The 21105-nt window shown below is 59.8% G+C and carries 21 protein-coding genes; 9 read left to right on the top strand and 12 right to left on the bottom strand.

Going from position 1 to position 21105, the window contains the following annotated elements:
• Positions 1–51 precede the first annotated feature (51 nt).
• The 5 genes from AC2GXZ_RS17550 to AC2GXZ_RS17530 form a co-directional block, all read right to left on the bottom strand.
• Positions 52–882 carry a glycerophosphodiester phosphodiesterase family protein gene (locus AC2GXZ_RS17550; protein WP_483760475.1) on the bottom strand — a complete coding sequence of 277 codons (831 nt, stop codon included), beginning with the start codon at positions 880–882 and terminating at the stop codon, positions 52–54.
• Entirely contained in the window at positions 879–2009 is a 1131-nt protein-coding gene (locus AC2GXZ_RS17545; protein ID WP_483760474.1) for an ABC transporter ATP-binding protein, read from the bottom strand. Before AC2GXZ_RS17545 ends, AC2GXZ_RS17550 begins: the two co-directional genes overlap by 4 nt.
• A 2-nt stretch (positions 2010–2011) precedes the next feature.
• Positions 2012–2929, bottom strand: coding sequence for an ABC transporter permease subunit (locus AC2GXZ_RS17540; protein WP_483760473.1), 918 nt, complete (start codon positions 2927–2929; stop codon positions 2012–2014).
• Positions 2930–2932: 3 nt separating this feature from the next.
• Positions 2933–3823, bottom strand: a complete 891-nt coding sequence (locus tag AC2GXZ_RS17535; protein ID WP_483760472.1) for a carbohydrate ABC transporter permease — start codon at positions 3821–3823, stop codon at positions 2933–2935.
• An 88-nt stretch (positions 3824–3911) separates the two neighbouring features.
• A complete protein-coding gene (locus AC2GXZ_RS17530; protein ID WP_483760471.1) occupies positions 3912–5219 on the bottom strand; it encodes an extracellular solute-binding protein in 1308 nt (435 codons plus the stop codon).
• Positions 5220–5405: 186 nt separating this feature from the next.
• Between AC2GXZ_RS17530 and AC2GXZ_RS17525 the strand changes: the two genes are divergently transcribed.
• Positions 5406–6563 (top strand): ROK family transcriptional regulator, encoded by a 1158-nt coding sequence (locus tag AC2GXZ_RS17525; protein ID WP_483760470.1) that lies wholly within the window; start codon positions 5406–5408, stop codon positions 6561–6563.
• Between the two features lie 74 nt (positions 6564–6637).
• Here the strand turns inward: AC2GXZ_RS17525 and AC2GXZ_RS17520 are convergent, their stop codons facing one another.
• Positions 6638–7963: an aminotransferase-like domain-containing protein gene (locus AC2GXZ_RS17520; protein ID WP_483760469.1), complete on the bottom strand. Its 1326-nt coding sequence runs from the start codon at positions 7961–7963 to the stop codon at positions 6638–6640.
• Positions 7964–8066: 103 nt separating this feature from the next.
• Between AC2GXZ_RS17520 and AC2GXZ_RS17515 the strand changes: the two genes are divergently transcribed.
• From AC2GXZ_RS17515 to AC2GXZ_RS17495, 5 genes are all read left to right on the top strand, one after another.
• On the top strand, positions 8067–9050 hold the full coding sequence (locus tag AC2GXZ_RS17515; RefSeq protein ID WP_483760468.1) for a substrate-binding domain-containing protein: 984 nt from the start codon (positions 8067–8069) through the stop codon (positions 9048–9050).
• A gap of 70 nt (positions 9051–9120) precedes the next feature.
• Complete coding sequence (locus AC2GXZ_RS17510) at positions 9121–10008, top strand: ABC transporter substrate-binding protein (protein ID WP_483760467.1); 888 nt, start codon at positions 9121–9123, stop codon at positions 10006–10008.
• The gene (locus tag AC2GXZ_RS17505; protein WP_483760466.1) at positions 10005–10931 is read left to right on the top strand and encodes an amino acid ABC transporter permease; all 927 of its coding nucleotides are present in this window, start codon (positions 10005–10007) and stop codon (positions 10929–10931) included. Before AC2GXZ_RS17510 ends, AC2GXZ_RS17505 begins: the two co-directional genes overlap by 4 nt.
• On the top strand, positions 10928–11707 hold the full coding sequence (locus tag AC2GXZ_RS17500) for an amino acid ABC transporter ATP-binding protein (RefSeq protein WP_483760465.1): 780 nt from the start codon (positions 10928–10930) through the stop codon (positions 11705–11707). The genes AC2GXZ_RS17505 and AC2GXZ_RS17500 overlap by 4 nt, the downstream gene beginning before the upstream one ends.
• A 71-nt stretch (positions 11708–11778) precedes the next feature.
• The gene (locus AC2GXZ_RS17495) at positions 11779–12963 is read left to right on the top strand and encodes a M20 aminoacylase family protein (protein WP_483760464.1); all 1185 of its coding nucleotides are present in this window, start codon (positions 11779–11781) and stop codon (positions 12961–12963) included.
• A gap of 82 nt (positions 12964–13045) precedes the next feature.
• On the opposite strand, the gene AC2GXZ_RS17490 is transcribed toward AC2GXZ_RS17495, so the two are convergent.
• Positions 13046–14506, bottom strand: a complete 1461-nt coding sequence (locus tag AC2GXZ_RS17490; RefSeq protein ID WP_483760463.1) for a 4Fe-4S binding protein — start codon at positions 14504–14506, stop codon at positions 13046–13048.
• Positions 14507–14742: 236 nt separating this feature from the next.
• On the opposite strand from AC2GXZ_RS17490, the gene AC2GXZ_RS17485 reads away from it, so the two are divergent.
• Genes AC2GXZ_RS17485 through AC2GXZ_RS17475 form a run of 3 tightly spaced genes read left to right on the top strand, consistent with a single transcriptional unit; the run spans position 14743 to position 16511 of the window.
• A complete protein-coding gene (locus tag AC2GXZ_RS17485) occupies positions 14743–15294 on the top strand; it encodes an iron transporter (RefSeq protein ID WP_483760462.1) in 552 nt (183 codons plus the stop codon).
• A complete protein-coding gene (locus tag AC2GXZ_RS17480; RefSeq protein WP_483760461.1) occupies positions 15284–15667 on the top strand; it encodes a cupredoxin domain-containing protein in 384 nt (127 codons plus the stop codon). Before AC2GXZ_RS17485 ends, AC2GXZ_RS17480 begins: the two co-directional genes overlap by 11 nt.
• A gap of 1 nt (position 15668) precedes the next feature.
• Positions 15669–16511, top strand: a complete 843-nt coding sequence (locus AC2GXZ_RS17475) for an FTR1 family iron permease (protein WP_483760460.1) — start codon at positions 15669–15671, stop codon at positions 16509–16511.
• A gap of 51 nt (positions 16512–16562) precedes the next feature.
• Here the strand turns inward: AC2GXZ_RS17475 and AC2GXZ_RS17470 are convergent, their stop codons facing one another.
• The 5 genes from AC2GXZ_RS17470 to AC2GXZ_RS17450 are packed head-to-tail and all read right to left on the bottom strand — an operon-like array spanning position 16563 to position 20571.
• Positions 16563–17579: a zinc-dependent alcohol dehydrogenase family protein gene (locus tag AC2GXZ_RS17470; protein WP_483760459.1), complete on the bottom strand. Its 1017-nt coding sequence runs from the start codon at positions 17577–17579 to the stop codon at positions 16563–16565.
• A 60-nt stretch (positions 17580–17639) separates the two neighbouring features.
• Positions 17640–18482, bottom strand: a complete 843-nt coding sequence (locus AC2GXZ_RS17465) for an SDR family oxidoreductase (protein ID WP_483760458.1) — start codon at positions 18480–18482, stop codon at positions 17640–17642.
• 32 nt (positions 18483–18514) lie between these two features.
• On the bottom strand, positions 18515–19312 hold the full coding sequence (locus AC2GXZ_RS17460) for an SDR family oxidoreductase (protein ID WP_483760457.1): 798 nt from the start codon (positions 19310–19312) through the stop codon (positions 18515–18517).
• The gene (locus tag AC2GXZ_RS17455) at positions 19309–19695 is read right to left on the bottom strand and encodes a hypothetical protein (RefSeq protein ID WP_483760456.1); all 387 of its coding nucleotides are present in this window, start codon (positions 19693–19695) and stop codon (positions 19309–19311) included. Before AC2GXZ_RS17455 ends, AC2GXZ_RS17460 begins: the two co-directional genes overlap by 4 nt.
• A 9-nt stretch (positions 19696–19704) precedes the next feature.
• Positions 19705–20571 (bottom strand): multidrug effflux MFS transporter, encoded by an 867-nt coding sequence (locus AC2GXZ_RS17450; protein ID WP_483760455.1) that lies wholly within the window; start codon positions 20569–20571, stop codon positions 19705–19707.
• Positions 20572–21105 lie beyond the last annotated feature (534 nt).

The raw sequence follows: 21105 nt of genomic DNA, 5'->3' as shown, positions 1-21105 counted from the left end.
TTCACTTTCCTTGAGTATATCAGGCCCTGGGTGGATCGGGCCTTGGGCAGATCAGGCGCGGCGGGCCGCGAGATAGGATTTGAGCGCTTGCGCCTCGTCGGTCTGGATGACCGAAATACCGGCATCGATCAGCCGCCCCCAGACGGCATCGGGATCGGCAAGGGCTGCGGTGTCGGTAAAATTGGCGCAGGCGACGCTATCGAGTGTGTTGACCCAGAGCGCCATCACGTGTTGGCGCAGCAGACCATCGAGGGCCGACAGATCTTCCAGTCGGTCGAAATAGATTTCGCAGACCGATGGCGACAACTGTGACAGCAGCTGCACCTGCTCGGCGGCCCCCGCTACGTTGAGGCGTGTCTTGGCCATGAACAGGACGTCATGCGGGTCGATTGTCGCGCGGATCCAGGCAAGGTCCTTTTCACTTTTCAACGATGCCCAGAAATCAACCTGGTTCTCGACGCCCAATGCCTTGGCACAGGCAACGACATCAGGAATGATCTGTCGTTCCTTGACATCGAGATGCAGAAAGATGCGGCCTCTCGCGAGTTCGAACACGTCGACCAGGCACGGCAGCACCTCTGTGGTGAAAGCGTTTTCAGCGCCGCCATCGCGATTGCGCAAACGGATATCGCAGAGCTCTTCGGAAGAAAGGTGTTCCGGCGCCGCATCGACATCGGCCATGCGCTTCAGCGTCTCGTCATGCAGCAGGAAAAGACAGCCATCGGCGCTGCGGCGGATATCGATCTCCACAACATCGTAACCGGCTTCGATTGCCCGCCGGATCGCAAGAAGACTATTTTCGGGCGCATCCCGCCAGATGCCGCGATGCGCAACGATGGCGCAGTCACGGGTCTTATCGGTGATAAACTCTCTGTAGTTCACTGGTATTCTTTCACGGATGCGGGCGCAACATCGGCGTTTTCGAAAGCTGCGTGAATGGCGCGGCCCGTCTCGCCGTCGAAAAGATGCAGACGTGATCGCGGGAAGGACAGGCACAGGCTCGAGGCCGCGTCGATCTCCGCACCGAAAGGCGTTGCGATGCGCAATTGCTGGCCGGCGATATCGGTTTCGAGGATTTCGTGGGAACCCAGGTCTTCGCGGTAGCGTATCTCGGCCTTGATCTGCCCACCGGCATCAACGCTGATGTCCTCCGGGCGAATACCGAGCTGGAAACTGCCCTTGGCTGAGTGACTGGCCACGACTTGTCCGTCGGCCAGACGCAGCGCTGAACCATCGCCGGTTACGGCCAGAATGTTCATGGGCGGCGCACCGATGAATTTGGCGACGAAGACCGATGCCGGATGATGATAGATCTCCTTCGGCGTATCGAACTGCTCGATGCGGCCTTTGTTAAGGATGAGAATGCGGTCGGCGAGCGTCATCGCCTCGACCTGATCATGGGTGACGAAGACGCTGGTGGCGCCGATGCGGCGATGCAAATCGGCAAGTTCGATACGCATGTCATGGCGCAGCTGGGCATCGAGGTTGGAAAGCGGCTCGTCAAACAGCAGCACACCCGGTTCGCGAATGATGGCGCGGCCGATCGCGACGCGCTGCCGCTGGCCACCGGACAGCTGGCTGGGCTTGCGGGCGAGAAAATCGGCAAGGCCGAGCATCCTTGCGACGGAGGCCACCCGCTCGGTGCGTTCCGCCTTCGGTACCCCGGCGACCTTGAGGCTGTAGGCCATGTTTTCGGCGACCGTCATATGCGGATAAAGCGCGTAGCTCTGGAACACCATGGCGCAGCCGCGATGCTTCGGTTCGAGGTCCTGAACCTCGCGGCCGCCGATAACGATCTTGCCGGCGGAAACCCGCTCAAGCCCGGCAATCATCTGCAGAAGCGTGGACTTGCCGCAGCCCGATGGACCAAGCACGACGGTGAACTCGCCCGGCCGAAGCGCCACGTCGAGCGGCGGGATGACCGTGGTGTTGGCGTCATAGGTCTTGGAGACGCCGAGAAGCTCGATATCGGCCGCGGCGGCGCGGATGCTTACGTCGATGGCGGTCATTGTCATTTCTCCGAAAGAACGAGGCCCTGAACGAGGAAGCGCTGCAGAAGCGCGATCATCGTAAGAGGGACAAGAGAGACGAGCACGGCGCCTGCCATGATCATCGGGAAATCGGGTACCTGGCCGTCTGCATCAGGCACGAGACGGGCAAGCCCCACCACGGCTGTCTGCATGTCAGGCGTCGAGGCGCCGACCAGCGGCCAGAGATATTGCGTCCAGCCGCTCAGGAAGGTCAGGACGAAGAGTGAGGCGATGCTGGGACGGGCGAGCGGCAGCAGAATGTCGAACAGGAAGCGGATCGGCCCTGCCCCATCCATGCGCGCCGCCTTGAACAGGTCCTTGGGCAAGGTCAGGAAAAATTGCCGGAACAGGAAGGTGCCGGTGCCATGTGCGACAAGCGGCGCGACCAGACCGAAGTGAGTGTCGAGCACGCTGAGCTCGAGATGGACCGGCGCGCCGAAAGCCTCCGTGATCAGATCATTGAGACCGGAAACATCCAGGACCGCGTTGAGCGGCGAGAAGATATTGGCCGCGACCTGATAGGTGGTGATCACCCGAATATCGAGCGGCAGCATGATCGTCGCCAGAATGAGCGCGAACACCACACCGGCCCAGCGGATGCGGAAATAAACGATCGCATAAGCCGACAGAAAGGACAAAGCACAGGTGGCAAGAGCATTCGAGAAGGCCACGATCATGCTGTTGAGCATCTGCACCGGAATATGCGTGTCGGTGATGACCTTGCCCATATTGGCGAACAGTTCTGTGCCCGGCACCCAGGCAAGCCCGTTGCGCAGCATGTATTCATAGGACTGCGATGCGGTCGACAGTGTCAGGTAGAGAGGCCCGACGATGTAGATTATGCCGAGAGCCAGAAGGATGGTGGCGGCGATATTGATGGAACGGGCATTCTCGACCATGGCTCAGCGCTCGTAATTGATGCGCCGGCCGAGGAAGATGAACTGGCAGGCTGCGAGAAGAAGGACGAAGACCATCAGAATGGCCGTCTGGGTGGATGCGCCCGAAAGGTCGAAGCCGCGAAAGCCGTCGACGTAGATCTTGTAGACGAGCAGCGTCGTCGAGCCGCCCGGACCGCCGCCGCTAATGGTGTCGATCAATGCGAAGACCGAGGTGATGCTTTCGGTAAATTCCAGCACGAAGGTCAGGAAAAGCTGCGGCATGATCAGCGGCAACTGTACGTCGAAGATACGTCGCCAGGGGCCCGCCCCATCCATCGCAGCCGCCTGATACATCGTCGGCGGGATCGAGCGCAGGCCTGCGAGCAGGATGACGAAGTTGAACGGAATGCCGCTCCACACATGCGCGGCAACCAGCGTGATGAAGGCGTCGACACCATCGATGCCAGGGTTCCATAGGCCGGGATACAGCGCATTGAGCGGCGCCATCAGGCCGACGAACGGGTTGAAGATGAACGCGAAAACGACCCCGATCGATGCGCCGGCAATGCCCTTCGGCCAGACAAGGATATTACGGGCCGCATAAGACAGGCCGATCTTGCGATCGGCAGCAATCGCCAGCATCAGCGGCACGATCACGGCGAGCGACGATGCCGTCAGCATGAAGACGATGGTGCGTCCGCCAGCGGCCCAGAATTCCGGATCGCTCAGAACGCGCTGAAAATTCTGCAGGCCGACAAATTCAGAACCGCCGCCAAAAGGCTGTTCCAGGAAAAACGACCAGTAGAAAGCCTGGAAGACAGGCACATAGAAGAACAGCACGACCAGCAGCATCAGCGGCGCCACAAGGAGAAGCGGTAGCCAGCGATGACCGAACAGGGAGGATTCCGACGACATGGAGTGATCCGGGCAGAATAAGGGTACAGAACAGAGTGAAGGCATGGGGTGGTGATCCGCCCCATGCCTTGGACGTCTCGCAATCAGGTCAGGGGAGCTTTTTGCCCTTGTAGGTCTGCTCGAAGCGGCGCAGCAGCTGGTCGCCGCGCTTCTTGGCGTTGTCGAGAGCCACCTGCATGGTCTGCTGACCGGCAAATGCCTTCTGGGTTTCTTCCATGAAGACGTCCCGGAACTGCACGTAGAAGCCAAGGCGGATGCCGCGGGTATCGGGCGTTGCCGGCTGGTTCATCGATTCGACGCCGACCTTGGCAGTCGCGTATTTCGGCGAATCGGCATCGCCGCTCTTGGCGATCGCGTCCAGAACGTCGGTCGTGACCGGCACATAGCCCGTATTGGCGGTGAAGAACATCTGTTGTTCCGGCTTGCGCAGGAAGTCGAGGAAGGCCTTTGCGGCCTCGATCTCGGCCTTGTCGTGCCCCTTCATGACGTAGATGGAAGCCCCACCGACAAAGGTGTTGTGGCGCTCGTAACCCTTGTACATCGGCGCCATGGTGACCGTGAGCTGGTACTTGCCGTCGAATGCCTTGGCAGCGGCAGCGTAGGAACCGGATGACTGTTCCATCATCGCGCATTCGCCAGCATTGAAAGCAGCCGTATAATTGCCGGCCTTGGTATCGGCAGCAAGGCGGACGAGGCCTTCGTTACGCCATTCGACCAGATTGGCGAGATGTTTGGCAGCGAACGTGGTGTTGATCACGTATTCCGCATCGAGGCCGTCATAACCATTATGCTTGGTGGCGATCGGCAGTCCATGGCGGGCGGAAAACTGCTCGAGCACGCGCCAGGTGTCGCCATCGGTGACGAACGGGCAGGCATTGCCCGCGGCCTTCAGCTTGCGAGCAGCGTCGATGACCTCTTCCCAGGTGGTCGGCGTCTGCATCACACCAGCTTTTTCGAGCTGGGTCTTGTTGGTGTAGAACAGAAGCGTCGAGGAATTGTAGGGTTGCGCGAAAAGCTTGCCGGTCGACGTTTCATAATAGGCACGGGCACCGGCAATATACTGGTCCCATTTGACGTCCGGCATCAGATCCTGGACCGGCTCGACGGCATCCGAGAGCATCAGGTCGAGCGTGCCGGCATCAAAGAACTGGATGAGAACCGGGTGCTTCTTGGCGCGATAGGCGGCGATCGCCTTCTGCATCGACACTTCGTAGCTGCCCTGACCGACACAGTTGATGTGGTGCTCGCTCTGGGCAGCATTTAAGGCATCACATTGCGCCTTGATGGCAGTCTCGACCGGACCGGTATTGCCATACCAGAATTCGATATCGGTGGCCTGCGCGGAACCCGCCCCGGCCATCAGGGCGGCCACGGCCGCCAGAGTGAACTTGTTCATATTGCCTCGCCTGTTTTTCGGTCGATCCCGCATCGGTCGACCTCTGACGTCGGTTTACTACACTTTGCGTGTAACAAAACGGTGACGGCGATATGCGCTTGAAATCCTGCATTTCAACGGATACCAGTCGACAACACACTTAATAGCATGCGATTAATACGCTTTAGAGGTAAGGTCTCGATCGCCATGGGCGCTTATTCTGCCGAAGCTCTCATTTCCCGGCACTTTCTGAGACCGGGCGAAACGGCGGTTGTTTCAACCAACGAACGGAAGCTTCTGCAGCTGATCTGGCGAAATCCGGGTATTTCGCGTTCCGAAATCACCGCCCATACCGATCTGACGCAACAATCGGTCCATCGCATTCTCGACCAGCTGTCTGAACGCGGAATCATTTTGCTGGGTGCAGCAAAGCCGGGATCAGGGCGCGGCCAGCCGAGCCCGATGCTGCGGCTGAATGGCCGCCATGCCTACGCCTGCGGCATTTCCGTCAACACAGATATAATCGGCATCTGCCTGATGGATCTGGCTGGCAAAATCATTGGTGAGCGGGAGGTCGCACTTCGCGAACTATCGATGACGGAGGCCTTGCACGTCGTGAGACAGCAGGTGACCGAACTGCAGACGCAGCACGATCTTGCCGGAGAAAATCTCTTTGGCGTCGGTTTTGCGATCGCGGGTTATCATATCGACGGAACCCGGCATAATGCGCCACTCCCCCTCCACGAATGGTCGCTGATCGAGCTAGGACCAATTATTGCCGGCCTTTTCGACAAGCCGGCCTGGGTCATCAACGGCGGCAAATCCGGTGCGATTGCGGAATCGATGTTTGGAGCCGGCCGTTTTGTCCGGCATTTTGCCTATCTGAGCTTCAACTACGGATTTGGCGGCGGCGTGATCAGCGATGGCGAACTGATGCAGGGCGGCAACGGCAATGCCGGCGAATTTTCGGGCATGTTCGACGACATCGAAACAGAGCGACGGCCTGCCCTGCAATATCTGATTGACCGGCTGAACAGCAACGGCGTCAACGTCCCGTCGATCCACTACATGCGCCGAAATTTCGACCGGAACTGGCCGGGCGTCTCCGACTGGATCGACGACGTGACGCCGTCCTACATCCGGCTCGTCAACGCGATCAGGGCCGTGGTTGACCCGCAGGCAATTGTTTTCGGCGGCCAGATCCCGTCAGATCTTGCGATGATGATGATCGAGCGGACGCAGATTTTTGATCGGCCTCGCTATGGCGTTCATCGCGCCGGGCCGAAGCTGATTGTCTCGGAAATATCCAGTGACGCACCTGCCATGGGGGCGGCCGTCATGCCGTTTCGCCGAACGTTTTATTAGACCCGCATCGAATGGCCCAGCTTCAAACACCAGTCCGGCCTTGCGGTCGGGCGATCGGAAGGCGGAATTTCGAGCTACATGACGTGGGCAAGCGCGATTGCGTCGGCGACATCCTCGCAGCGCTCATCCAGCATCGAGGTCGCAACGCGAATGTGGTTGCCTTGACCGACACAGAATTTGCTTCCCGAATTGACGGCAATGTTTCGGGCGGCAAGCGTCACCATGGCAAAGGGTTCTGAAGTGACCGGAACCCACAGCGACAGCCCGTCTCCATCCTGGATCGTAAGGCCTCGTTGACGTAAAGCACTGGCGAGCAGATCCCGCCGGTTCTTATAGATGCCCCGGGCAGACACCACGCATCGCAAGGTTTCAGGCTGGCGCAACAACCATGCGCCTGCCGCCTGTAGAATGCGGCTGGTCCAGGCGGCGCTGAAGCTGCGATAGGACTGGATCTGCTCGACGATCGGCTTGGTGCTCGACAGCACCGCCAGACGAAGGTCCGGCCCGTGCGTTTTCGACAGCGAGAGAACGTGGATAACCCTGTCGGGAAACTGTGTTCCGAGCGAATGGCGCGGTGCAGACGAAATATCGGCGATGCCGTCATCCTCGATGATCAAGGCGTCGCTATCGCGCAACACATCGGCAAGCTCGCCAAGACGTTCCGGCGTCACCGTTCGGCCGGTAACCGAATGCAGCCGTGGCTGGAACAGAAAAACGACGGGCTTGTAGCGCATCGCATCCTTCAGTGATGACGGCAACGGACCGTGCTCGTCGCATTTCACGGTGAGAACCCGCGCCCCCTGATGTTCAAGAATATCGAGAAGTCGCATCGCCGTCGGCTCCTCGATCGCGACCGGCGCGCCAGGCGTCACCAGAGCATGGATTGCCGTATAGACGGCATTATATCCGCCATTCATCGCCAGAAACGCCTCAGCATCATAAGGCCAGGTCTTGCGAACCTCGCGCTCCAGCTCCGGCAGGATACGGCTGCGCTCATAGCTGTTAAGGCCCTCCGCCGAGGCTCCATAGGCCAATGCATTTTCCAGCGACGGCAGCAGACTCGGGTCGGGCACGGCCATCGTCAAATCCAGTGCGCCGGCCCCGTAATTTCCCGAACTCGCCAATCGCTCCGGCTTGGCGATGAAGCGGTCGCCGCTTACCCAGGTACCGTTTCGCCCCCTGCCGGTAATGATCTTTTGTCGCCGCAGCTCACTCCAGGCTTCTGACAGGGTCGCCGGGCTGACACCGAGTGAAAAGGCGAGGTCACGAATTGGAGGCAATTTTGCGCCCACAGGAAGTGCGCCCGCCCTGATCAAGGCACTGGTTTCCAATGCGATTCCGCGAATTGTGCGGTCGCTTAATTTTTCAGCAAACCAGTTCGAATCGTAGGCATCGCTCATTTTCTCACCATTTTTAATGTTCAATAACGTAATAACATTTGATCATTACGAAGTGAACATTTTAATCTCGGTCTATCAGCATTTACTGACATGAGTATCTCAAATGACACTGCACCTTCGAATTGCACTGCGTGACTGGGACTACATGACGCCGCTGGTCCTTGGCGACATCACCTCCGACAAGCTCGATCTTCAGGTAGACCGCATCGGTACGCTGGTATCGCATGTCGGCAAGGATCCCGATCACGACGCCGCCGAAATGTCGTTCAGCCGCTACACCCAGCTGCGCCATGACGGTGACGACAGCGTCGTCGGCATTCCCAATTTCATCATGCGCGGCTTCCGCCATCGCTGCGTCATGACCACCCAGAACAGCGAGATCACCACATTCGCCCAGCTCGCCGGTAAGCGCATTGGCGTCACCGGCTGGCGCGACAGTGGCAACACCTGGACCCGCGCCGCGATCCGCCGCGAAGGTGTCGAGGTCAACGACGCCATGTGGTATGCTGGCCGCCTGACGGAAGCACACCCGATCACCAATCGTCTCGACGGTTTCGGCCAGCCGGGCCTGATCGAGGCCTGCCCCGGCGAACGGCCGATGGTCGATCTTCTGCGTGAAGGCGGACTGGATGCGATCTTCACCCCGTTCATGCCGGACGGCTATTTCGAACCCGGCTCGCCTTACCGTCAGGTCCTTGCCGATTTCCGTTCGGAAGAACAGCGCTATTTCGATGATGTCGGTTACGTTCCGGGCATGCATCTGATCGGCATCAAGGCCGAGATTGTTGCCGAAAACCCGTGGGTGATCGCCGAGGTAAGCAGGTTGATCGATGAATCGCAACGCATGTGGACCAGCAAGCGCCGCAAGTATGCGGAAACCACGCCCTGGATGTTCGACGAAGTGCTGAAGACATCGCGTGATCTCCCCAAGGGCTGGGATGCAAGCGGATTTGCCGCCAACCGCAGGATGATTGATGATTTCGCCAAGGAGCTGCATGCCCAGGGCATCATGAAGCGTCATATGACGCCGGAAGAACTCTTCGCCTACGACACCGACGGCAGCCGCATCGCATCGCCCAAGGACTGAAACTCAACCATCGAAACAGACGTCACGTCATCAGATAGAACGTCATTTGATAAGACAAAGGGGAATGAACATGTCGCATAAGAAACTCATCGCTCTTGCACTCGCCGGCGCTGCCTTTGCCGGTATCGCCAACGCGCAGGACGCCGCACCGAAGCTTGAAGTCAACAAGGCACTACACGACCGGTTGCCGGAAGACATCAAGACGGCCGGCAAGATGACCTCTGTCAACAATGGTTCATTCCCCCCTTACGAAATCGTCACCGGCACAGAGATGACCGGCGCCAGCGCCGATCTGACCGAAGCACTCGGCGCGGTCCTCGGCGTCAAGATCGAACATGCCACCGTCGGCGGCCTTCCGGCTCTTCTCGCGGGCGTCAATTCCGGCCGTTACCAGTTCGCTTTCGGCCCGGTCGGCGACTACAAGGACCGCGAAGCAGCCAACGATTTTGTCGACTGGGTTCAGGAATATGTCGTCTTCGCGACCGTGAAGGGCAATCCGAAGGGCATCACCTCACTCGAGACATCCTGCGGCCAGCGGATCTCGGTCATGGCCGGCGGCTCTGCCGAACGGGTGATCAAGGCGCAGTCGGACAAGTGCGTCGCCGATGGCAAGGGCGCCGTCGAGGTGCAATCCTATACAGACCAGCCGGCATCGATCCTTGCCGTCCGCTCCAAGCGCGCCGATGCCTTCTTCTCTTCGCAGGCACCGCTCACCTATTTCGTCCAGCAGGCAAACGGCCAGCTTGAGCTGACCGGCGTCGGCCAGAAGAACGGCTTCAGCGACATCTTCCAGGGCGCCGTCGTGCCGAAGGACTCGCCGCTTGGCCCGATCATGATCGACGCCATCAAGGTTCTCATGGACAATGGCGCCTATGCCGCGATCATGAAGAAATGGGGCCTTGAGAACAACATGATCAAGCAGCCCGGCCTCAACCTCGGTGGACAGCTTCCCAAATGAGCACCAACTCCCAAAACAATGCAGCGCCCTCGGGCGCTGCGGACTTCCGCGATGTGGCAACGGCTCACGCGCCATTCCGCACAGGCCGCCTCGTCCTGTGGATCGTGATTGCACTGGTGGTCATCGATTTCGGCTGGATCATCGCTCATAACGAGAATTTCGGTTGGCCGGTCGTCGCCCAGTATTTCTTCGATCCGACCGTGATCAAGGGTCTCTATGTCAGCCTCGGCCTCACCGTCGTCGGCATGATCCTCGGCGTTATCGTCGGCCTCGTCATCGCCATCATGCGCATGTCGAGTGACCGTCTGGCGAGCGGCTTCGCCTCGCTGTTCATCTGGTTCTTCCGCGGCACGCCGCTGCTCGTCCAGCTGATCTTTTGGTACAACATGTCGACGCTGTTCCCGAACATCGCGATTTCCATTCCCTTCGGCCCGACACTGATCAGCTGGGACACCAATTCGGTGATCACCCCGATGACTGCGGCGATCGTCGGCTTGGCGCTCAACGAAGCGGCCTATATGGCGGAAATCATCCGCGGCGGCCTCTTGTCCGTCGATCGCGGGCAGGCGGAAACGGCAGAAGCCTTCGGCATGACCAAGTTGCGCGCGCTGTGGCGGATCATCATTCCCCAGGCGATGCGCTCGATCGTACCGCCGACCGGCAACCAGTTGATCAGCATGATCAAGGCGACCTCACTCGTCAGCGTCATCGCCATGGCCGACCTGCTCTATTCTGTGCAGTCGATCTACAACCGCACTTTCGAGATCATCCCGATGCTCCTGGTGGCCGTTCTCTGGTACCTGCTGATCACATCGGTGCTGAATATCGGCCAGAGTTATCTTGAGGCCTATTACGGCCGCAGCGAGCGCCGCAATACTGGCGTCGCCAAGGCGGTGGCCATTACCGAGGAGGCAAGCCATTGACCCCGATTGCCAATGCAAAACCCCTCGTCCAGGCCCGCAATGTCCACAAGGCCTTCGACCAGCTGGAGGTGCTGAAGGGGATCGATCTCGACGTCATGCCGGGAGAAGTCGTCGTCATTCTCGGGCCATCCGGCTCCGGCAAGTCGACCTTCCTGCGCTGTATCAACCACCTCGAAGCCATTCAGAAGGGCTTTATCGAGGTGGATGGCGAGCAGATCGGCTACCGGGTGAAAAATGAGAAGCTGGAGAAACTGACTGCCAACGGCATTGCCAGGCAGCGCCGCAAGATCGGTATGGTGTTTCAGCAGTTCAATCTCTACCCGCATATGACGGTGCTGCAGAACATCATCGAGGCCCCGGTCGGTATCCACGGACAGAGCCGCAAGGATGCAATCGAAAACGCCAAGAGCCTGCTGCAGCGCGTCGGCCTCTCGGAAAAGGAAAATGTCTATCCGCGCCAGCTTTCCGGCGGCCAGCAGCAGCGCGTTGCCATCGCCCGCGCGCTGGCGATCAAGCCGAAACTGATGCTGTTCGACGAGCCGACTTCGGCGCTCGACCCGGAACTCGTCGGCGAGGTTCTGTCGACGATGCGGGATCTGGCGAAACAGGGCCTCACCATGATCGTCGTCACCCACGAGATCGGCTTTGCCAGGGAAGCCGCCGACCGCGTGGTCTTCATGGATGGTGGCGTGATCGTTGAACAGGGCAAGCCCGAAGACGTGATCGGCAATCCGCAGCATCCGCGCACGCAGGCCTTCCTGTCCCGCTTCCTCTAGTCCCCTCCCCAACTAGCCCCGGCCCAAAAGGCCGGGGTCTTTTGTTAGAAATTGCACAGTCTGGAAATCCAATGCCTAGCCAAGACAATCTATATGCCCGCGTCTCCGACTTCGACGCCATGGAAGCCGACCTGAAGGCGACCCGCCATCACCTGCATGCCAATCCGGAACTTTCCTTCGAGGAAGCCGAGACCGCCCGTTATGTCGCCGACAAGCTGGAGGCCTGGGGTTACGACGTCACCCGCAATGTCGGCGGTCACGGCGTGGTGGCGGTGTTGAAGAACGGCACCGGTACGAAGAGCATCGGCATCCGCGCCGACATGGATGCGCTGCCGATCGAGGAAGAAACCGGTGTCGCCTATGCCAGTACCATTCCCGGCAAGATGCATGCCTGCGGCCATGACGGTCACACCACCGTGCTGCTCGGTGCTGCCGAATATCTCGCCCGTACCAAACGCTTCAACGGCACCGTGACGCTGATCTTCCAACCGGCTGAAGAAGCCGGCAAGAACAGCGGCGCCAAGCGGATGATTGAAGACGGTCTGTTCGATCGCTTCCCGATCGACGCGATCTTCGGCCTGCACAACCATCCCGGCATGCCGGCCGGAGCTCTCCTGACCCGTTCCGGCCCGATCATGGCGGCCGGCGACACGGTGAAGATTACCATCTCCGGCAAGGGCGGCCATGCCTCGCGTCCGCATCTGACCATCGACCCGGTCCTCGTTGCCTGCAACCTCGTCATGACCCTGCAGTCGGTTGTCTCGCGTAATGTCGATCCGACGCAGACGGCGGTCGTCACCGTCAGCACCATCCATGCGGGCGAAGCCACTAACGTCATTTCCAACACGGCGAAGATCGGCATGAGCGTCCGCTCTTTCGATCCGGCAATCCGTACCTTCCTCGAAGAACGCATCCGCAAGCTGACCGCAAGCGTTGCCGAAGGCCACGGGGCAACGGCCGAGATCGATTACGAATACGGTTATCCGGTCGTGGTGAATTCGGAAAAGGAAACAGCTTTCGCCCGTGAAGTAGCCGAAGAACTGATCGGTACCGACAATGTCTCGACCTGCCCGCTCCTGCCCGGCAGCGAGGATTTCGCCTATTTCCTCGAACACCGCCCCGGCAGCTTTTTGCGCCTGGGCAATGGTAAGGATTCCGCCATCCTCCATTCGTCGAAATACGATTTCAACGACGGCAGCCTGACGACTGGTGCCGCCATGTGGGCACGTCTGGCCGAACGTTATCTCGACGCCTGAGGCATCTGTACCAAAAGACGACGGGCTGCCTTGGCAGCCCGTTTTTGTTCAGGCTGCCCCAGTCGGACAGGCAGCGCAGGCTCTACAGTCCGAAGATCGCCGGCCACCAGCCAAGACCGACGAACAGGCTTCCGACGATCCCCGGTAAAAGCGGGAGAACACGCAGACGGGCCGCGACGTTCTGGCGTTCAAGGATCTTCATCCCAAGCCATATGCTCCACAGTAAGCCGGCCATGAACAGCCCCCCGCGAATGGCTCCCGCCCCCCCTTCTCCGAAGGACGTGTAACGCAGCGGTTCCAGAAGCTGGGCACCGAGGCCGATGATCAGACTGGTCAGCGCAATCGGGGCATATTGATAGCCGAGTTCGGTGAATAACTGGCCAAATCTTCCTTGCGCACCGGCGCGGCGCGCCAGAGCGGCGCTTGCGGCGGTGAAAAGCGCAAGCGCTGCCGTCATGATCGCCATGGTCCCGACCATGAAGAAGATGATCATCACGAAGTCGAGCCAGCGGAACACTTCGGCGCGCGCCGGATGTACGCTCATCAGCCAGGACGGGCCAACCGCGGTCACCCATGTCCAGTGGTGCTCGATGGCAAACACGCCGAAGGCCTGCCGCCATTGCTGATAGTGCGGCAGCACCAGCCAGAGAAAACCGCCAAGCGCCACACCGGTATCCATGAACAGAAACCAGGTCTCTGCGCGATTGGCCCGGTGATCACGGATGTCCTCGATCTCGCGACCCGGACGGCGTATATCCAGCCGAACGCTGCCTGCAGCCTGCGGATGAACACATCTGAAACACTCGATACAATGCCGGCTTTCACTTTTGCGCGGCAGATCGATCATCGTCGGACAGGCCCCTTTCTGGCTGTAGGCATCGTCGCCGGGTAACCGGATCTTCGGCGTGAACTGGACGGCCCCGAGCCGGGAATAGAGGCCGAGCACACGGCCGATCGGGCAGAGATGCCGGCACCAGACGCGCTTCTTGCGGCCGTAAAGACCGCCGATTGCAATCGCCAGCAGCATCGTGCCCCCGAAAAGCCCGGCTGCGGCCTCCGGATGATCGCGGACCCCTATGGTCTGGCCGTAAAGCGTCATGATGATGAAGCTGAGCGCCGGCGTGCCTTCCCAGCTTATCCAGGCTGGAATCTTGCGTTGCAGACCATAGCGGTTGGCAAGTTCCGAAGCTGCCCCCATGGGACACAGAAGGCCGCACCAGATCCGCCCGAAGACGATGACGGACAAAAAAACCAGCGGAAACCAGATACCCCACAACAGGTATCGCAGCGCCAGCGATCCGCTCGTGAGCGGCGTCGTCTCGGGCAACGGATCGGGCAGCAGCAGCGGCAAGCCGAGCACCAGCAGGAAGACGAGGAACATCAAGACCTGGATGATCCAGAAATGCGGGCGCGCCGTCACGAACCAGACCTCGATGCGACCAACCCAGGTCGAACGGTTCGCAAGTTCAAGCATGGTTGACTGCGGGGCCGGTTCAAAGGTCGTGTCCATGCCGAAATCGCGGTGCCGGTAAATTTCTGTCATTTCAGATCTTTCGGCCTGCTGGATGCCTCTGTCACGTTCGGCGTAACCGCCGTTGAAAACGGGCTGAGACGAACTGTCTCAATCAGGATGTTTTTCCTCATCTTTACCGCGAAAATGCACTAATGTATTTGAATTTAGTCAATTCTATCAGCATCTTATAAAAACTTTCAAACTTGACTCCACATTGCGCGGGGCAGATGTTGCGCCCTTGAAGATTGTCGAGATGGGGACCTGTCATGCGCAAGAAATACATATCCAAGACCGCTTTTTCGTCGGCCGCGTTTGCTGCTGCTGCTTTCATGTCCGTCGGCTCCGCAGCCGCGCTGGAATATCCGGTCGGTGAGCCGCAGGAGGCTGGCGGCATGGAAGTGGCTGCGGTCTATCTGCAGCCCATCGAGATGGAACCTGCCGGAATGATGCGTGCCGCCGCAGACAGCGACGTCCATCTGGAAGCCGACATCCATGCCATCAGGGACAATGCGAACGGCTTCGCCAATGGCGACTGGATGCCCAACCTGACGATCAGCTACGTCCTGACGCAGGATGGCGCGGATGTCTCGAAAGGGCCATTGATGTCGATGGTCGCCTCCGACGGCCCGCATTACGGCGACAACGTCAAGCTGGACGGCCCCGGCGAATATCACCTTGTATTCAAGATCGCACCGCCGGACGGCATGATGTTCGGTCGCCATGTCGACAAGGAAACCGGCGTCTCTCCGTGGTTCGAACCTTTCGAGACCAGCTATGATTTCACCTTCACCGGCGTGGGCAAAAAAGGTGCCTACTGATCATGCCGAAATGCGGACCGGTTGGCGCTTCCGTCTCTCCGCGGCACTGCTTGTCGCCGGCCCAATTTTTCTGCCGGCAACGGCGATTGCCGACGACGACCCGGTCTTCACGATCACTTTCAACGATGGCGAGGTCTCGCCGCAGCGGCTTGAAGTTCCGGCCGAAAAGCGTTTCGAGATCCGGCTGATCAACAACGGCCGGACGCCGGCGGAATTCGAAAGCGTGCCATTGAGCAAGGAGAAGGTAATCGGGCCGGGCGTAACCACCTTCATCGTCATCAAATATCTCGATCCGGGGGAATATTCGTTTTTCGACGACTTTCACCCGGATGCAGCGCCTGCCGTTCTCATCGCAATTGCGACGGAAGACTGACATGTTCGCATCCATTGCCTTCGTCGTCTGGCGCGAAAGCGTCGAAGCTTTGCTGGTCATCGGCATTCTCAATGCCTGGCTGACCGGCCAGGCCATCGATACGCGCCGCCCGCGCGGCTTTCTCTGGGGCGGCGTGATCGCCGGCTTAGGTATTGCCGGCGTGCTCGCCGCACTGCTGCTCTGGCTTGGTGAGGCAATATCCGAAGATGCTCAAACGATCTACCAGACGGTGATCGGGCTGCTGGCCGCCGCGCTCATCCTGCAGATGGTATTCTGGATGCGCGGCCATGCCCGCTCGATGCGCAACGAACTTGAAGGTTCGATGCAAAGGGCATTTACGACGGGCAATTGGTGGAGCGTGTTTGCTCTCGCGTTGATCGCCGTCGCCCGCGAAGGCAGCGAAACGGTGGTGTTTGTCTACGGCATCCTGTCCGCAGGCGTCTTGGGATCGGTATTTTCCGGCATTCTCGCCGGGTTTACGGGCTTCGCGCTTGCTGTAATGACCTATGCCCTGCTGATGGCCGGCAGCCGGGTTATCTCCTGGCGGCTGTTCTTTCGCATCTCCGAGATCGTGCTGCTGTTCCTGGCCTGCGGCCTGCTGATCACGGGGATCGACGGCCTTATCGACCTCGGCATGCTTCCGCGTCTGTCGCGCACACTTTGGAACAGCAATTTCCTGCTATCCGATGGCACCTCGGCGGGCGGTTTCTTCGCGTCAATGACCGGTTACCGGGCCCGGCCGAACCTGATGCAACTCCTGTGCTTCTGCGGCTACTGGGCGGCCGTGCTTGTCGTCATCTATCGGCCGAGAAAACGCGCCGTCTCGATCACAGCGCCGCGCTAGATAAAGGAAGCCCGGCAGGAGCACAGTGCGGCTCCACCGGCCTGAACCGACTTAGACCCGCAACAGGGTCTTGATGGCGCGGCGTTCGTCCATCGCCTTGTAGCCTTCGGCCACATCCGCCAGTTCGACCTCGAGATCGAATACCTTGCCGGGGTTGATCTGGCGGGTCAGGACAAGATCCATCAGATGCGGCAGGTAACGACGCACGGGCGCCGGACCGCCGAGCAGGCTCTTCTGCTGGAAGAACAGCTGCTGGCCATCGAGGGTTACGCCATGCGGAACGCCGACAAACCCGATCTTGCCGCCGGGACGGGCGCAATTGATCGCCTGCATCATCGATTCCTCAAGCCCGACGCATTCGAGAACAGAATCCGCGCCGACACCATTGGTCATCTCCTTGATGCGGGCAACACCGGCGTCGCCACGTTCGGAGACGATATCCGTTGCGCCGAATTCAAGCGCCAGATCCTGACGCGTCTTGTGGCGGCTCATGGCGATGATGCGGCTGGCGCCCATCTGTTTGGCCGCAAGAACGCCCATAAGGCCAACAGCACCGTCACCGACGACAACGGCCGTCGACCCTTCCTGAACGCCAGCGGCATCCGCGGCATACCAGCCGGTACCGAGAACATCGGAAACGGCAAGCAGGGACGGGATCAGGTCATCGGCCGGCATGTCAGCCGTTGCGACCAGCGTGCCGTCCGCAAGCGGGACGCGGGCATAGGGTGCCTGGGCGCCGGTCATGAACTCCCGCTGTTCGCAAGAAGACTGGAAGCCGAACCGGCAATGCGGGCAGGTATTGTCGGACAGGCAGAAGGAACCGACGACAAACTGGCCGGGCTTGACCGTCTTCACCTCGCTGCCGACTTCGACAACCACACCACAATATTCGTGTCCCATCGCCATGGCACTGCTGACATCGCGCACGCCGCGGTAGGACCAGAGATCCGATCCGCAAACGCAGGATGCCGAAAGCTTGATGATCGCATCGGTCGGCTTGAGGATTTTCGGCTCGGCCACTTCCTCGCAGCGGACGTCGCCGGCGCCGTATAGCATTGTTCCCAACATGGGGCGTTTCCTTTCAGAGGCTTGGGCTCGATAGCCCGTTCGAATAGAGATGCATGGAGATCATTCGCCCGGCGGGAAATCCGTCGAGGCCGCCAGTTCGGTCTGTGCTTCGAAGTCGGCGATGCGCCTTTTCAGAGTAGCGACCGTGTTCTGCAGAGCCTGTGAGCCAAGAACCATACGCAGCGGTGCGGGCTCGATCTCGACACTCTCCATGATGCGCGCAGCCATCCGGACCGGGTCACCGGCAGCAAGGCCATTCTTCGGATCGAGCATTTTGAGGAAGGCGTGGGTGGGAGTGCCGTCGTAGATCGGCATGAGGTTGGCGACCTTGGCGCTGCCATAACGGAATTCCGTGCGAGCGCCGCCAGGTTCGACGATGGTCACGCCGATTCCAAAAGCTGCGACTTCCTGTGCCACAGATTCCGCGAAACCTTCTATTCCCCACTTCGTCGCGTGATACAGCGAGTTGCCGGGGAATGCCACTTGACCGCCGTAAGAGGACAACTGAATGATACGGCCGCCTCCCTGCCCACGCAGATGCGGGATCACAGCCCGGAATAGCTGGATCGAGCCGGTGAGATTGGTGGCGATGATCTTATCTATTTCGGGGTCCGACAATTCCTCGGCAGCACCGAACAGACCGTAGCCGGCATTGCTGACGACGACGTCGACACGGCCGACTTCCGCAAACACCGAATCGACGACGGACCTGATCGCAGCAACCTCGGTGACATCGAGAACTCTGCCGATGAACGTCTTCGGATAGAGTTCGCTCAGCTCCCTGATACTGGACAGGTCGCGGACCGTGCCCACGACTTTGTCGCCACGCTCAAGAAGTTGCCGGGTCAGTTCGCGGCCGAAGCCACTGCTGACACCGGTGATGAGCCATGTCTGTTGTGCCAATTCTGTTCTCCTTTAATGGCCAAATCGATGAACTAAAGGACGTCAGTCGCGCGGAGCGCCTCCAGCTCGTCGCGTACGCGTGCCGGTTCATCACGAAGGGGCATGTTATCCGTGTCGCCAACGGCATCAGGGCCGCCCGGGGCATCTGCTGCAAGTGCCGCAAACAACGGATCGAGATCGTTTTGCGCAGGGCCGTCTTCCGCAACAAGCTCAAGGGTCTTTCCAAGCGCCGCCGCCGAGGTCAGACTTGCGACCAGGACTTCCGCGATCTGCCTGCGAGCGATCACACCATCAGTGGGCGTGCCCGACTGACGGGTATCGCCCTGCAAAAACACCAGTTTGTGCTGATCGCTGCCGTTATAGTCGAACCAGCCGGGGCGGACGATCGTGTAATCGAGGCCGCTGGCGCGCACCAACCGTTCGCCCCGCCGCTTCCAGTCATGCGCCTCGGTGGAGCGATTGTAACTGCCGTTTCGGCCGGTTACGCCGATCGATGTCATCAGCGCGATGCGCACCCGTCGGCCGTCGAGTGCGTTCAGCACGTTGCGGACGCCACCGTAGTCGACGCGTTCCGAGCCAAGTTTGCCGCCACCGGTCGAACCGTGGGTGAAGATGACAGCATCGACATCGCGCACTGCCGGCCAAAGAGAAGCTGCTTCGGTAAGATCGCCGACAACCAGTTCTACATTTTCGCCCAGCATGCGACCCTTTCGGGTATCGCGGACAAGCGCCCGGACTGTGTATCCTTGGCGCAAAGCCTCCGAAACGACCGGCCGGCCGATACTGCCGGTGGCACCGACGACGAGAATTTTTTGCACTTTATCGTTCATTCTGTTTTTCCTTCCGACGCCGTCGGGCGCGATCTGTCGGCGAGCAACGTGGCGCACAACATGCTGCCGATTGCCATCACGGCGATGACCCAGCCCATCGGCCAGGGCGTTCCGTCGGCAAAGGCGCCGACGAGACCGGAACCGGCAATGCCACTGCCATATTGGATGGCGCCGACCAGCGCCGAGACGGCACCGGCCTGTTCGGGATAATCATGCATTGCACCGGCGATTGAGTTGGCAACGATGAAGCCGGTGACGGAAACGAAGGTCAGCAATGGCAGGAAAAGGCCCCAAAGACCGCCGAAGTCCGAATAGGCATCCACGGCGAGAAAAAGACCGGCAAGCATGGCGACGCAGGTGCCGACAGACAGGATACGATCCATGCCGTAGCGCTAGACGAGCCGCGAGTTGACGAGATTGGTGACGACGATGCCGATAATGCCGGCGCCGAAAAGCAGGCCGTAATATTCCGCCGGAACATGGTGGTAGGTGATGAAGGCGAAAGGCGTGCCAGCGATATAGGCATACATGCCGGCATAAAAGAAAGCGCCCGCACCGGCATAACCGATAATCTTCCTGTGTCCGAGCAGAACGCCGTAGCGACGGAAAGCACCCGACAGCGGATCGGTGCGACGGCGCTCGACTGGCAGCGTTTCCGGAAGGGTAAAAAGACCGATCAGAGCCAGTATTCCGACAAGGACCAGCACCCAGAAGATCGCGCGCCAGCCGGCCACCGCGGCAATCTGGCCACCGAGGATCGGTCCGAGCAGAGGCGCGATTGCCATCACCGCGATCAGGGTCGACAACATCTGCGCAGCACGCGGCCCCTGATAGAGATCCCGGACCATGGCGCGGGAAAGGACAACGCCTGCGCAGGCGCCGAATGCCTGCAGCACACGCCAGATGATGATCGCCTCGACATTCTGCGCCATGGCGCAACCTGCCGAGCCGATCACGAACAGAACGAGGCCGAGGGCAACCGGGATCCTGCGGCCATACTTGTCGCTGACCGCACCCCAGAGCAGCTGCCCAAGGCTGAAACCGATCAGAAATCCGGATATCGTATATTCGATGTTTCCCGGACTGGCGCCGAGATCGTCGGCCATGGCCGGCATGGCGGGGAGATAGAAGTCCGTGGAGATGGAGGCAAAGCCCATCAATGCGCTGAGAACGGCGAGCACGCTCCAAGGACTTGCCTGGGCAACGTGCCCAGTGTCGCCGGTCGCTGGGGCGGCCGCGGAAATTTGTGGTTCAGACATATATAATCAATCCGTCCATTCGAAAGACGACAGGCTGAATGGCCGACTTCCTTGATGAGTTACTAAGGGCAGCGCAGCACCGGATGGTCCTGGCAGGACGTGTTTCTGGGCCTCAGGAGCAGCATTGCGGCGCGAGTTCACGGAGCCGCTCAGGACGACGGTGCGAAAAGGCGCTCCTGTATCCGCGGCCGGCCGAGGACGAAGCCTCTTCGGCGTCACCTTCAAATGCCCTCTCGCATCAAATGCTCCGCTACCATTGCAGGAGGTGGATCAAGCATCTGGTCTCATCGCCAACCTGATTGGGAAGGAACCTAGCGGTAGCGAAGCGAAAGCATAAGATGGTCAATCGCGAATGAACCTATGTCCGGGATTCATTAATCGAGTGCCGGAACTCGGTGATTCCGGCCTGCTTCCCAATAGAGAGGGGCAAAGGGAACACGGCATGGAAATCACGAAGACCGGCATTGAACCCTCTGTCAGGAGACAAGAGATCCGGGTGGGCAAGCAGAAGTCGGCGGGATCCTGAAGCCTACC

The organism is Aliirhizobium sp. YIM B11859 (genome assembly GCF_057163345.1).
The sequence above is the reverse complement of the archived record's forward strand: the minus strand, read 5'-3'. Positions and strand labels throughout refer to the sequence as shown.